The organism is Flavobacterium sp. (assembly GCF_965284515.1).
GTDB lineage: Bacteria > Bacteroidota > Bacteroidia > Flavobacteriales > Flavobacteriaceae > Flavobacterium.
In genome coordinates, this window is the sequence record NZ_OZ260089.1 from 1,265,871 (window position 1) to 1,279,989 (window position 14,119).

Sequence of the window (14,119 nt, forward strand, 5' to 3'; positions counted from 1 at the left end):
TCGGCAAGCTTAAAAGTTTGCCGAATTTATTAAAAATTAACGTTAAATTAAAAGTCAAATTTTAATCCTAGATTAAATCTTGCTTGATAATATTCCATTTGCATTGTTCTAGCAGAAACCCCTTGATAGTAGCGTAAAGGCTGATTTGTAAGATTATTAGCTTCAGCAAAAATTCTTAATTGTTTTGTAAATTTATAGGAAGCATTAGCATCAACAAAGGTTTGTTTGTCATAAAATCTATCATCGAAAGAATCGCCACCAAGTTCATCTAAATAGTCTGCAGTATAATTTAATGAGATACGAGCAGAGAATTTTTTGTTTTCCCACGAAAGAGAACTATTAAACATGTGAGGCGCTGTTCCTGGTAAAGTTACATCTTTTCTTTCATCTCCATCTGCATTTGTAATACCTTCTGCTTTAGAATCTGTGTAAGTATAGTTTAAGTAGATTCCTAATCCTTTAAAGAATTTTCCAGGAATAAAATCTAATTGTCTTTGTACTGCAACTTCAAATCCATATACACTAACTTTTTCTCCATTTCTTTGTTGTGTTAAAGACCAATTTCCTGGATTGATTGTAGGTATTGGATTCACTAAGTTAGGGAAGTCTTGTGTAAATTTTGCATTTGTATATTGATTATCGCGATAAGTATAAATAAAATCATTCATTTTTTTATAAAATACACCTCCTGATAATAAACCAACAGATTTGTAATATTTTTCTAACATTAAATCAAAATTGTATGCGTAAGTAGCTTTTAAGTTTGGATTACCTGCGTCAATTGCAGAATCATCATCAGGTATAACACTTAAAAATGGAGATAAGGCATAGTAATTTGGTCTTGCAATAGATGTTGTAAATGCAGCTCTATATACCCAATCTTTTTCATTATTATATTTAAAAGCTAAACTAGGTAAAACATTTGTATAAGAGTTAGTATTGTTAATTTCTCCTACCAAATCTTCTTCGTTTTCAATATAATTTGCTGTATAATCAATGAAAGTGTTTTCTAATCTCAAACCGGCAATCATAGAAAGTTTATCATTGAAATCCTGATCATATCTTATATATCCTGCATAAATATTTTCTTTTGCTTTGTAATTTAATCCTAAATATTCAGAAGGAATATCTTCTTTGTTGAATATTGCTGAGTTATTAAGGTCTAAATTTCCTAAAAACGAATTACTTACAAAAGTTCCAGGGATGTATTGTGAACCAGCTTGCCAATTTTCTCCACTATATGAGGTGGTTTGAATCGTATTAAGATTTCCAAAATCTACAATTGGTTCATATTCGAAAAAATTATTGTTTCTAAATTTATCTTTTATTCTTAATCTTGCTCCAAAGCGAATTCTACCTTTTTGATTTTCAATAATTGAAAAAGGAACTCTAAAATTAATTTTAGCACCTAATTCACTTTCTTCAGTATAGTTTTTGTTTTCAGATAATGTTCTAAATTCAAAATCTTCGGCTAAATTATCTCCAATTCCAGTTATTAATGGGAATCTTGTATTGTTTAAATTCATATCAAAATCTAGACCCTTATTTTGAAACTCGATATAACGTTCATTTGGTCTATCTTCACTAGCTTCTGCATAGTTTACAGACCAATCCATATCTAATTTAGGACTTAATAAATGTTCACCTCCAATAGAATAGTTTTGAACTTTTTGTCTTTCTAAACGCGCGTTTTTATTTTTTTTGTTATCTATACCTCCTTTTGTTTGTCTTCTTACGTCTCCCTCAAACCCAATAATGTTATCATTTACATCATAAATTGGATCTATGCCTCTGTATCTTGCACGATAACGATTTTCTCTGTCATCTCTTATGTTGTACATTGCATTAAAATAAATGCTATTGTTATTGTTAAACTTGTAATCTGTTGCAAATGCAAATGAATTTCTAACTCTTTGTACATCATATTTTCTAACATCATATTCTTCGATATACACGTTATCAAAATCATCTTTAACCCATACAGCTTCTACATTGTCAGATCCAAAAATATTATTAAAGTATGAAGCACTAAATACAACTCCTAATTTGTTTTCCAAATATCTATTTCCATATACAAAACCTGCAGTATAATTTCCTTTTTCACGAATTGGTCCATAACCACCCGCAAGTGTAGCAGAAATTCTTTCGCCATTTGGAGTTGCTCTTGTTATTAAATTTACAGATCCACCAATTGCATCTGCATCCATATCTGAAGTTAAAGTTTTATTTACTTCAATTGTTGAAATCATATCTGCTGGAATTAAATCCATTTGAACATTTCTATTGTCTCCTTCAGCAGATGGAATTCTATCTCCATTCAAGGTAACAGAGTTTAAGTTAGGAGCTAGACCTCTTATGATTATATTTCTAGCTTCACCTTGATCATTCTGCATGGTGATTCCTTGAACTCTTTTAAGTGCATCTCCAATATTTGCGTCTGGGAAACGACCAGTTTGGTCAGATGAAATAACATTTGTAATATTTTGATTGCTTTTTTGTTTATTTAAAGCTTTTGCTTGCCCTCTTAGACGGTCTCCAATAACAACTACATTTTCAAGTTCATTTGAAGCCGTAATTAACACAAATTTTATGTTTGTGTTTTTGCCTGCTTCCACTTTTACTTCTTGGGTTTGTTTTTCATAACCAATATAAGTAATCTCAACTTGGTAATTCCCCTCAGGAATATTTAAAAATTCAAATTCACCATTTTGATTAGAGTACGTATATTTATTAATACCTTCTAATTTTATTGTTGCTCCAGGTAGTGAAAAGTTAGTTTCAGCCTCAGTAATTTTACCGGATATGATTCCGTTTTTTTGTGCATTGACAATCTGGTTTGATGCAAATGCAAGTATTATAAATAATACAATTTTTTTCATTTTTTTTTTGGTTTAGTATTTAAACCGCAATATTAGATGATTAATTCTGCTTACTTGTTATCGTTTATTTACTATAGGTTTACTTTTTTGTTATTGAATATTGGTATGTGTTAATAATGTGTTAATAAAAAAAACTCCGGTAATCAGCCGGAGTTTCAATCATCAATCAAAAAACGAACAGTCTTAGACTGTTGTTATCTTTATAGTGTCACACTGAGCGCAGTCGAAGTGTTATCCTAAATACGTTTTTAAAATTTTACTTCTAGAAGTATGTTTTAAGCGTCTAATTGCTTTCTCTTTAATCTGACGAACACGCTCACGAGTTAAATCGAAAGTTTCTCCAATTTCTTCTAAAGTCATTGGGTGTTGGTCACTTAAACCAAAATATAAACGAACTACATCTGCCTCACGAGGAGTTAATGTTTCTAAAGCTCTTTCTATTTCTGTTTGTAATGATTCATGAATTAACTCTCTGTCAGGATTTGGAGATTCGCCAGAACGTAATACGTCATATAAGTTTGAATCTTCTCCTTCAACTAAAGGTGCGTCCATTGATAAATGACGACCAGAGTTTTTCATAGATTCCTTAACATCATTAACAGTCATGTCTAATTCTTTTGCAATTTCTTCGGCAGAAGGAGCACGTTCATTAGATTGCTCAAGTAAAGCAAACATTTTGTTGATTTTGTTTATAGAACCAATTTTATTTAATGGAAGACGAACAATACGAGATTGTTCCGCCAAAGCTTGAAGTATAGATTGACGAATCCACCAAACTGCGTAAGAAATAAATTTAAATCCACGCGTTTCATCGAAACGCTGAGCAGCTTTAATTAAACCTAAGTTTCCTTCGTTAATTAAATCAGGAAGAGTAAGTCCTTGGTTTTGGTATTGTTTTGCTACCGATACAACGAAACGCAAGTTAGCTTTTGTTAACTTTTCTAGTGCTCTTTGATCACCAGCTTTTATACGTTGCGCTAATTCTACTTCTTCGTCAGCGGTAATTAAATCAACTTTTCCAATTTCTTGTAGGTATTTGTCTAGGGAAGCAGTTTCACGATTAGTTACCTGCTTGGTGATTTTAAGCTGTCTCATTAATTTGCAGTAATTTTAAGTATTCAGGTTGTTATACGTTAGTTATTCCAAAAAAGTTACAAAAAAATAAAATAAAAATTAAAAGCCCCAATTCAACTAAATGAATTAGGGCTTTTGTATGAATTAATAAAAAAGAATTAATCTTTTTTCTCAACAGCTTTCTCTTCTCTAGGAGGTCTAGGTAAAAGCGCTTTTTTAGAAACCTTTTCTTTTCTTGTTTTTGGATCAACACCAAAGTATTTTACCATAAATACATCGCCCATTTTTACAACATCAGCAACATTTTCAGTTCTTTCCCATGCTAATTCAGATACATGTAATAAAACCTCATTTCCTGGAGCTTCAGTATATTCTACAACTGCGCCAAAATCTAACATTTTAATTACTTTTACCTCATAAGCTTCACCAACTGTTGGTTTAAATATGATTGAGTCAATTTTAGCCATAACCGTTGCAATTCCTGCAGGGTCTGTTCCTAAAATTTCAACAATTCCTTCTTCAGTTGTTGGGTCTTCATTGATAACAATTGTAGTTCCTGTAGCTTTTTGTAATTCTTGAATTACTTTTCCACCAGGCCCAATTAATGCTCCAATGAAAGCATTTGGAATTCTTCTTGTGATAATTTTTGGAGAATGATCTTTAACGTCAGTTCTTGGTTGAGCTAATGTTTCTGTTAATTTTCCTAAGATATGTAAACGTCCATCACGAGCTTGAGCCAAAGCTTGCTCCATGATTTCGTATTTTAATCCGTCAATTTTGATGTCCATTTGACATGCTGTAATTCCTTCAGAAGTTCCAGTTACTTTGAAATCCATATCTCCTAAATGATCTTCATCACCTAAAATATCAGATAAAACAGCAAAACGATCTCCATCTGTAATTAATCCCATTGCAATTCCAGAAACAGGGCGAATCATTTGAACTCCAGCATCCATTAATGATAATGTTCCAGCACAAACTGTTGCCATTGAAGATGAACCGTTAGATTCTAATACTTCTGAAACAACACGAATTGTATAAGGACAATCAGCAGGAATCATGTTTTTTAATGCACGTTGCGCTAAGTTTCCGTGTCCAACTTCTCTTCTTGAAGTTCCTCTTAAAGGACGAGCTTCTCCAGTTGAGAAAGGAGGGAAGTTATAATGTAAATAGAATTTTTCTTCTCCTTGTTGCGATGGTGAATCAATTTGGTTTGCTTCTCTAGAAGTTCCTAAAGTTGCAGTTGCCAAAGCTTGAGTTTCTCCACGTGTAAATAATGCAGAACCATGTACAGAAGGTAAATAATCTACTTCACACCAAATTGGTCTAATTTCTGTAGTTTTTCTTCCGTCTAAACGAGTTCCTAAATCTAAAGTTACGTTACGAACAGCTTCTTTATTAGTTTTGTAGAAATATTTAGAAACTAAATCTCCATTTTCTGCTAATTCTTCTTCGGTAAATAAAGCTTTAACTTCTTCTTTAACTTCATCAAATGCTGCTGAACGCTCATGCTTAGCAGAACCTTTAGATGCAATTGCGTAAATTTTATCGTAAGCAGCTGCTTTTACTTTTGCGTGAATAGCTTCGTCAGTTTTTTCCGTTTCATAAGTACGAACTTCTTTTTTACCAAAAGCTTGAGCTAATCTTTCTTGTGCTGCAATTTGAACTTTAATATGTTCGTGAGCAAATTTAATAGCTTCTAACATTTCTGCTTCTGAAATTTCTTTCATTTCACCTTCTACCATTGCGATAGAATCAGTAGAAGCGCCTATCATCATGTCAATATCAGACAGTTCTAATTGCGCTTGTGATGGGTTAACGATAAACTTTCCGTCAATTCTTCCTACTCTAACTTCAGAAATTAATGTTTCGAAAGGAATGTCAGATAAGGCAAGTGCTGCTGAAGCAGCTAACCCTGCTAGTGCGTCTGGCATAACATTGTCGTCATGAGACATTAATTGAATCATAACTTGAACTTCTGCATGGTAATCACTTGGGAAAAGAGGGCGTAAAACACGGTCAACTAATCTCATTGTTAATACTTCGCTATCGCTTGGACGAGCTTCTCTTTTAAAGAAACCTCCAGGAAAACGACCTGCTGCGGCAAATTTTTCACGATAATCTACCGTTAAAGGTAAGAAATCGATACCTGGACTAGCTTTTCTAGATGATACAACTGTTCCTAAAATTACGGTGTTACCCGTTCTTACTACTACAGAACCGTCAGCTTGTTTTGCTAAACGTCCTGTTTCGATTGTGATGCTTCTTCCATCACCCAAATCGATGTTTTCTACAAATAATTGTGGAATCATAAATTTTAATTCTTAATTAAACAAAGGGTTGTGTAGTTGTGTGTTGTAGTAGTTGTTGTTTGTACCCAATGAAAAACCAAACTTTTTCTATAAATATATTCAAAAACAAAAAGAGGCGCGCAAGCACCTCTTTAGTATGATTATTTTCTGATGTTTAATTCTTTGATAATCTCACGATATCTTAAGATATCTTTTTTCTTTAAGTAGTCAAGAAGACTTCTTCTTTTTCCTACTAAAAGTACTAACGAACGCTCAGTATTATAATCATGACGATTTCTTTTTAAGTGCTCTGTTAAGTGTGTGATTCTGTGTGTAAACAATGCAATTTGTCCTTCGGCAGAACCAGTGTTTGTTGCGTTTCCTCCGTGCTTAGCGAAGATTTCAGCTTTTACTTCTTTAGTTAAGTACATGCTAATATTATTTTAAATGATTATTATGTATGAATTGTGTTTTACAATTCGGATGCAAATATAGGAATAATTATAAATTATAAATTATAAATTACGAATTATTTTTTTTGCTTAAAATAATTTAGCAACTTCTTGGTTTATAGACTGTAATAACAATTCATCTGCTTCTGTAAATGGGTCAATAACATGAGAGTCGATGTCTATTTGGCCAATGTTAACTCCATTAACAAATAACGGAACCACAATTTCAGATTTTACGGTAAAACTACAAGCTATGTAATTATCTTGAGCTGATACATCTGGAACCACAAAATTTTCATTCGAAACCGCAACTTGTCCACAAATTCCTTTTCCAAATGGAATTACAGTATGATCTGTTTCTGCCCCTACATAGGGGCCAAGATGTAATGTTTTACTTTCATGATTGGCAAAATAAAACCCAACCCAATTATAATATTCTATAGATTCGTTTAATAATTTACAAATATTTAATAATTTTTTGTCTCTTGTAGAATCGCTATTAACGATGTCTTTTACAGATTTTAGTATTGCAGTTGAATTCATTTTTATTTTTTTTACAAAAGTATTTAATCTATAGTTTAAAAAAATACATATTTTTGTTAAAAATAAAAGAATTGAAATCTTTATTGTTAGAACATAAACTCTTTTTTAAATTTCTTATTAAATTCTTACTGTTTTATACAGTTTTTACTTTTATTTATAAGCAATATTTAAATCAATACAATCCTTTATTAAATGAAGTAGATTCTATTTCTACTCTTGTTGCTCATAATACAAAAAGTCTTTTGTTATTTTTTAATCAGGATAGTGAGCTTTTTGCTCATGAGTTTGAGCCTTCTATAAAAATATTTTATAAAGGTAAATATGTCTCTCGTATTATAGAAGGTTGTAATGCAATAAGTGTAATTATTTTATTTGCAGCATTTGTATTTGCATTTTCGAGTAGTGTAAAAAGAACCTTTTTATATATAATTTTTGGAAGTGTTTTAATATATATTTTAAATATTATAAGAATTGCACTTCTGACCTATTCATTATATTACTACCCTCAGTATGAAGAATTGCTTCATGGCACAATATTCCCATTATTTATTTATGGTGTTGTGTTTTTATTATGGGTAGGATGGGTTCTTAAATTCTCTGGAAAAAATAAAAATAATGATTAAAAACAAGTGGAATATACTTTTTCTATTGATTGCTTTGGTTTTATTAGCATGTATTAGGACTTTTGAATCTAAAATTTTTTATGATCCATTTATTATCTTTTATAAATCTGATTATTTTCATAAACAGATGCCAGTTTTTGATTCAGTTCAATTGTATTTAAATCTGTTTTTTAGGTTTTCTTTAAATTCTATTTTGTCAATTTTTATAATTTACTTACTTTTTAAAGATAGATTGCTTTTAAAATTGTCGGTTTACTTGTATACCTTAATTGGATTTGTTTTAATTATCTTGTTTTACTTTTATTTAAACTCTGAAAAGCCTGATTTCATGATTCTTTTTTACATAAGAAGATTTTTGATTCAACCAATATTTTTAGTTTTATTTATTCCGGCGTTTTATTATCAGAAGACAAAATAAATCACTAACTTAGAGCTATATCATATAGCTTATGAGAATTAGAAAACATTCTGGAGAAATTGTTGTTTTTAAAGAAGAAAAATTAATCAAATCGTTAGTTTCTTCGGGAGCTGATATTCAGACTGCAAATGAAATTATTAAAGCTATTCAGACTCAGTTTTATGATGGAATTCCGTCCAAAAAAATATATAAATTAGCTTTTCAAAAACTTAAAAACATTTCAAAAGCTCATGCTGCCAGGTATGGACTTAAGAAAGGTTTAATGGCTCTTGGGCCTGCAGGGTTTTATTTTGAGAAATTCATTTCACGTTTATTTGAATTACAAGGTTATCAAGTTCTTACAAATCTTTTTTTAGAGGGTAAATGTACATTGCATGAAATTGATGTGTTGATAAAGAAGGATGCTCATATTGGAATGGTTGAATGTAAGTTTCATGGTAGTCAAGAAGTTAAAACGGATGTTAAAACACCAATGTATATTTTATCCAGATTTAATGATGTAAGAATAAATAGAATTCAACTTTTTTCTTCGAATGATGTTATTTCTGAATGTTGGATAGTTACAAATAATAAATTTACTTCCGAAGCAATAAAATTTGGTGTATGTTCTGGAATGACTCTTTTGAGTTGGGATTATCCACAAGGAAGGGGTCTAAAAGATTTAGTAAAGCAATTTAAAGTGTATCCCATTACTTGTTTGACTTCATTAACCATTGCCGAAAAGGAACTTTTGTTACTAGAAGGTATTTTAACAGTGTATAATTTAATTCATCATAAGAACGGATTTGCAATATTGAAACTGAGCCAGACTAGGTTAAAAAATGTGCAAAATGAATGTAATCAACTATTAAATACGTAATTATGAAAATTCATTTTTTAGGTGCAGCAGGTACTGTAACAGGTTCTAAGTTTTTAGTAGAGACGAGTCAAGTAACTATTTTAATAGATTGTGGTTTGTTTCAAGGTGTTAAAATGTTAAGAGAATTAAATAGAGAGCCTTTGGCTTACAATCCAGAAAATATTGATTATGTCATTTTAACCCATGGCCATTTAGACCATTGCGGTTGGTTACCAAAATTAGTGAACGATGGTTTTAGAGGAAAAATATTTTGTACTTCACCGACGAAGGAAATTGCTAGAGTTATTTTGTATGATAGTGCTAAAATTCAAGAAGAAGAAGCTCAAAGAGCAAACAAAGAAAAATACTCAAAGCATGAACTTGCAATTCCACTTTACACGGTTGAAGATGTTAATAAAGTAATTCCGTTGTTTAGAGTTGTAGATCTTGATTTAGATATAATAATAACAGATGATATTTATTTTTCATTTTTTTATGCCTCACACATTATAGGAGCTTGTTCAATTTCATTACATGTTAATAATGAAATATTAGTTTTTTCAGGAGATGTTGGCCAAAACGATGATGTTCTGCTATTCCCTCCTGTAAAACCGAAGAAAGCAGATTATATTTTTATAGAAAGTACTTATGGAAATCGTTTGCACCCAAAAAATGACCCTTTATTTGATTTAGAATTACTAATTAATAATACATTTCAAAAGAACGGAAATGTTGTAATTCCTAGTTTTGCTGTAGAACGGGTACAAACTGTCATGTACTTACTTTGGCAGCTAAAAAAGCAAGATAGAATTCCGAATATTCCGTATATAATAGATACGCCTATGGGAATAAGTGTTTTGCAAGTTTTTCAACAAAATAGCAAATGGCATAAATTAACAAATGCTGAATGTGAAGAAATGTGTAGTATGTTTACTTTGATTTCTGATTATAAAGATACAATAGAGGCTATTTATGACAAACAACCTAAAGTTGTTATTGCAGCAAGTGGAATGATTACAGGGGGAAGAGTTTTATCTTATTTAGAAAGATACATATCTATACCTGAAAACTCAGTTTTATTAGTGGGTTATCAAGCAGAAGGAACACGAGGTAGAAAATTATTAGAAGGAGCAAAAGAATTAAAAATGTATGGAAAATATTATGAGGTTAAAGCTTCAGTTTTTTTAATTGAAGGTTTGTCAGCTCATGGAGATCAAAAAGATCTTTTAGATTGGTTAAATGATTTGACAGAAAAGCCTAAAAAAATATTTTTAGTTCATGGAGAAAATATGGCTTCAGATGAACTTCGTTTTAAAATTCAAGAAGAATACAATTACGAATGTGTTGTTCCTTATTTAGGTCAAGTGATTGAAATTTAGTTTGTTTATATATTAATCAATAAAAGTTTTATAACTTTGCATTATGCAATTTAGAAAAAGCACCACTTTATTTTTAGCTATATTAATCCTATTCTCAAATTTAGGATTGGCTATTAATGTGCATTACTGTAAAGATAAAATTGCGGGTGTTTCATTTACAACTCAAGTTGAAGAGATTTGTATTGAAGATATAAAATCTTGTTGTAAGGTTGAAAAAACACATGATTCTTGTTGTTCAAACAAAATAATCAAAGCACAAGAAAAGAATGATAATTTCTTGTCTCATTATTCTAAAATTGATTTTAATGCTGTTTATTTTCTACAAAGTAGAGCATTATTGCCAATTAAAAAGAATGAATTTACTTCTAATAAAGAGACTGTTTCTTTTTATTGTGATTCAAATGCACCGCCGTTTTATACACTATATTGTCAATTAGTATTATACGATTAATTTAATGTTTTAACTCCGTTCAATCGAAATTAAAAACATTAAATTAAATACTCATGTATAAAAAAATAGCATTATTGCTACTCTTTATTTCGTCAACATTGTTTGCTCAAAACACTGAAATTAAAGGCACTATTTTAGATGAAGATAACATTCCGCTTATGGGAGCCAATGTTTTTTGGCAAGGAACTTCCATTGGAACAACATCTGACGAAAATGGAAAGTTTATATTAAAAAAATCGCCAGATACAAATAGCTTATTAATAAGTTATATAGGTTTTAAAACTCAAAAAATTGAAGTTACTACTTCTGCATCATTTGAAATAAAATTAGTTGCATTAACAACTTTAAATGAAGTTACTGTTTCCAAAACCATTAAAAGTACAAACAATTCTTACACATCGTCAATCAACTTACAAACGATGGGACAAAAGGAACTATTGAAAGCAGCTTGTTGTAATTTGTCTGAGAGCTTTTCAACTAATCCATCAATTGATGTTAGTTTCTCTGACGCTGTTACTGGAAATAGACAAATAAAAATGTTAGGACTAACAAGTCCTTATATTTTGATGACAGAAGAAAATATTCCATCTGTTCGTGGTGCATCACAAGCGTATGGGTTATCTTTTGTGCCAGGAACTTGGGTAGAAAGCATTCAAGTTACAAAAGGAGCTGGAAGTGTTATTAACGGTTATGAAAGTATTTCGGGTCAAATTAATTATGAAATATTAAAGCCAGTAAATGACATTCCGTTTTTCTTAAATGCATATGGTTCAATTGAAGGACGTTACGAGCTGAATACTCATTTTAATCAGAAATACTCAGATAAGCTAAGTTCTACATTATTTATTCACGGAAATACTCGTAATTCCAAAAATGACATGAATGATGATGGTTTTTTAGATGGACCAGTAGGGAAACAAGTTAATATATTAAATCGATGGCAATATAACGATGCAGAAAAAGGAATGGTAAGTTTCTTAAATGTGCGTTATATGAAAGACGATAAACAATCAGGTCAAGTAAATTTTAACCCAGATGTAGATAAATTTACTACAAATGCATGGGGAAGTGAAATTAATACCGAAAGAATTGAGATTTCTAATAAAACAGGATATGTTTTTCCAGATATGCCATACCAAAGTATTGGGTTTCAAAACTCATTTCAATCGCATAAACAAGATTCGTATTTTGGATTTAATCAATACAAGATTCATCAAAAAAGTTATTATTCAAACTTATTGTTCAACTCTATAATTAGTAACACAAAAAATAAGTTTACAACTGGAATTAATTTCACGTATGATGCTTATGATGAGTTTGTAGCTTTAAATTTTTCTAAGGATTTTTCAAGAATTGATAATTCAGTTGGAGCTTTTTTTGAATATACATATGACAATTTAGATGATTTTAGTTTGGTAGCAGGCGCTAGGGTTGATAATCATAATAGATTAGGTGCTTTTTTAACGCCACGTTTGCACATTAGATACAATCCATGGGAAAATGCTGTTATTAGAGCTTCAGTAGGAAGAGGAAAAAGAGCAGCTAATATTTTTGCCGAGAATCAAAATTTATTTGCTTCATCTCGTAGCTTTTCAATCTTGAATACTGATGGAAAATTATACGGATTAAATCCTGAAATTGCTTGGAATTACGGACTAAGCTTTAGTCAAACATTTAAAATTTTTGGAAAAGATTCTGAAATTGCCTTAGATTACTATGTAACTGATTTTCAAAACCAAGCAGTTGTAGATTTAGACTTTAGCCCACAACAAGTTGTTTTTTCTAATTTAGATGGGAAAAGTTTTGCGAATTCCTTCCAAGCAGAATTTAGTATAGAGCCAGTTAAACATTTAAATATTAAATCGGCTTATAAATATTACGATGTTCAAACACAATTTGCTACTGGTCAATTACAAAGAGCATTGCAAGCGAAGCATCGTTTTTTTACTAATGTAGCTTTTGAAACGCATATTAGAGAAAAAGGTCAACAGTGGAAATTTGATGTAACTTATAATTGGTTAGGAGAACAAAGGTTACCAAATACTGCGAGCAATTTACCTCAATATAGATTAGATGAATATTCACCTTCATTTGCTGTTTTTAATGCCCAAATTACCAGAACGTTTTCAAGTGTTTTCGAAGTTTATTTTGGTGGAGAAAATCTTGGGAACTACAGACAAGATAAGGCAATTGTTAGTGCAGAAAATCCATTTAACGGATATTTTGATAGCAGTATGATTTATGGCCCAGTTTTTGGACAAATGTATTATGCAGGATTGCGATTTAAAATAAAATAATAACTTTAAAAATAAATAAAATGAAAAATATTGTAATGCTAGTTTTAATTTCTTTTTTGTCAATTAATGGTTTTGCTCAAGAGAAAAAGAGTAAAAATAAGAAAGTAGAATTTGCTGTAGCAGGAAATTGCGGAATGTGTAAAAAAAGAATTGAAAGTGCTGCTTTTTCAGTTAAAGGAGTAAAAAGCGCAAACTGGAATGAAGACCATAAAGACATTCATTTAATTATAGATGAAACAAAGTGTTCTGTTGAAGATGTTCAAAAAGCAATTGCAAAAGTGGGTCATGATGCTGGTAAAATAAAAGCAGAAGACGAAGTTTATAATAATTTACACGGTTGTTGTAAATATGAACGTATATAGATTAAAAGCCTTCAATTTATTTTGAAGGCTTTTTTATTAAAATTTATTTAAAAACATGAATTGTATTAAAAATAAATATACATTTGTTTAAATTTTAGTTGAAGTTTTGAGTTACCCAAACTACATATATAAAAAATCAATTTTCGCTTTTCCTTTACTAGCAATACTATTGTTGGTTAGTTCTGGTTTTGCAAAAATTAATGTAGATCAAAACTCATTTTTCAATGAAGTTGTTTTTAATAAGCAAGTTCAACATCATAATGACTTAAATATTTGTAACGTAACAAGTCTAGATGAGGTTGAAATTGTTTTTTCAGAAATAGAATCAGAACTAGAATTTGAACTTAAGTGGGGAGCTCTTCCTACTATTTATTCTGATTTTTTAGAATTAGCTTCAAAAAAAGAAAATTACTTTTCATTTATTCATCAATTTAAAAACAATCAAAAAGTACCACTTTATGATTTGTTTTGTAATTGGAGACACCATTTAGGATAATACATAGTCGATCTTC

The 14,119-nt window shown here is 30.4% G+C and carries 13 protein-coding genes; 8 read left to right on the plus strand and 5 right to left on the minus strand.

Annotated elements, in window-relative coordinates; translation table 11 throughout:
• Positions 1–47: 47 nt before the first annotated feature.
• The 5 genes from ACQ65T_RS05785 to ACQ65T_RS05805 all read right to left on the minus strand — a co-directional run bounded on the left by ACQ65T_RS05785 (position 48) and on the right by ACQ65T_RS05805 (position 7,239).
• Positions 48–2,879 (minus strand): TonB-dependent receptor, encoded by a 2,832-nt coding sequence (locus tag ACQ65T_RS05785; protein WP_430400144.1) that lies wholly within the window; start codon positions 2,877–2,879, stop codon positions 48–50.
• Between the two features lie 231 nt (positions 2,880–3,110).
• Entirely contained in the window at positions 3,111–3,974 is an 864-nt protein-coding gene (locus ACQ65T_RS05790) for a sigma-70 family RNA polymerase sigma factor (RefSeq protein WP_264560433.1), read from the minus strand.
• A 137-nt stretch (positions 3,975–4,111) separates the two neighbouring features.
• A complete protein-coding gene (locus tag ACQ65T_RS05795; protein ID WP_430400145.1) occupies positions 4,112–6,265 on the minus strand; it encodes a polyribonucleotide nucleotidyltransferase in 2,154 nt (717 codons plus the stop codon).
• A 140-nt stretch (positions 6,266–6,405) separates the two neighbouring features.
• Positions 6,406–6,675 (minus strand): 30S ribosomal protein S15, encoded by a 270-nt coding sequence (gene rpsO / locus ACQ65T_RS05800; protein ID WP_430400146.1) that lies wholly within the window; start codon positions 6,673–6,675, stop codon positions 6,406–6,408.
• A 111-nt stretch (positions 6,676–6,786) separates the two neighbouring features.
• Positions 6,787–7,239 (minus strand): GAF domain-containing protein, encoded by a 453-nt coding sequence (locus ACQ65T_RS05805; protein WP_430400147.1) that lies wholly within the window; start codon positions 7,237–7,239, stop codon positions 6,787–6,789.
• Positions 7,240–7,292: 53 nt separating this feature from the next.
• Between ACQ65T_RS05805 and xrtF the strand changes: the two genes are divergently transcribed.
• The 8 genes from xrtF (at position 7,293) to ACQ65T_RS05845 (ending at position 14,103) form a co-directional block, all read left to right on the plus strand.
• Entirely contained in the window at positions 7,293–7,862 is a 570-nt protein-coding gene (gene xrtF / locus ACQ65T_RS05810) for an exosortase family protein XrtF (protein ID WP_430400148.1), read from the plus strand.
• Positions 7,855–8,280 carry an exosortase F system-associated membrane protein gene (locus ACQ65T_RS05815; RefSeq protein ID WP_430400149.1) on the plus strand — a complete coding sequence of 142 codons (426 nt, stop codon included), beginning with the start codon at positions 7,855–7,857 and terminating at the stop codon, positions 8,278–8,280. Before xrtF ends, ACQ65T_RS05815 begins: the two co-directional genes overlap by 8 nt.
• Positions 8,281–8,311: 31 nt before the next feature.
• On the plus strand, positions 8,312–9,139 hold the full coding sequence (locus tag ACQ65T_RS05820; RefSeq protein WP_430400150.1) for a restriction endonuclease: 828 nt from the start codon (positions 8,312–8,314) through the stop codon (positions 9,137–9,139).
• 2 nt (positions 9,140–9,141) lie between these two features.
• On the plus strand, positions 9,142–10,497 hold the full coding sequence (locus ACQ65T_RS05825; RefSeq protein WP_430400151.1) for an MBL fold metallo-hydrolase RNA specificity domain-containing protein: 1,356 nt from the start codon (positions 9,142–9,144) through the stop codon (positions 10,495–10,497).
• Between the two features lie 43 nt (positions 10,498–10,540).
• The gene (locus tag ACQ65T_RS05830; RefSeq protein ID WP_430400152.1) at positions 10,541–10,948 is read left to right on the plus strand and encodes an HYC_CC_PP family protein; all 408 of its coding nucleotides are present in this window, start codon (positions 10,541–10,543) and stop codon (positions 10,946–10,948) included.
• Between the two features lie 53 nt (positions 10,949–11,001).
• Positions 11,002–13,245: a TonB-dependent receptor gene (locus tag ACQ65T_RS05835; RefSeq protein WP_430400153.1), complete on the plus strand. Its 2,244-nt coding sequence runs from the start codon at positions 11,002–11,004 to the stop codon at positions 13,243–13,245.
• 20 nt (positions 13,246–13,265) lie between these two features.
• Entirely contained in the window at positions 13,266–13,607 is a 342-nt protein-coding gene (locus tag ACQ65T_RS05840) for a heavy-metal-associated domain-containing protein (RefSeq protein WP_430400154.1), read from the plus strand.
• A 106-nt stretch (positions 13,608–13,713) separates the two neighbouring features.
• Positions 13,714–14,103 carry a hypothetical protein gene (locus ACQ65T_RS05845; RefSeq protein ID WP_430400155.1) on the plus strand — a complete coding sequence of 130 codons (390 nt, stop codon included), beginning with the start codon at positions 13,714–13,716 and terminating at the stop codon, positions 14,101–14,103.
• Positions 14,104–14,119: the final 16 nt, after the last annotated feature.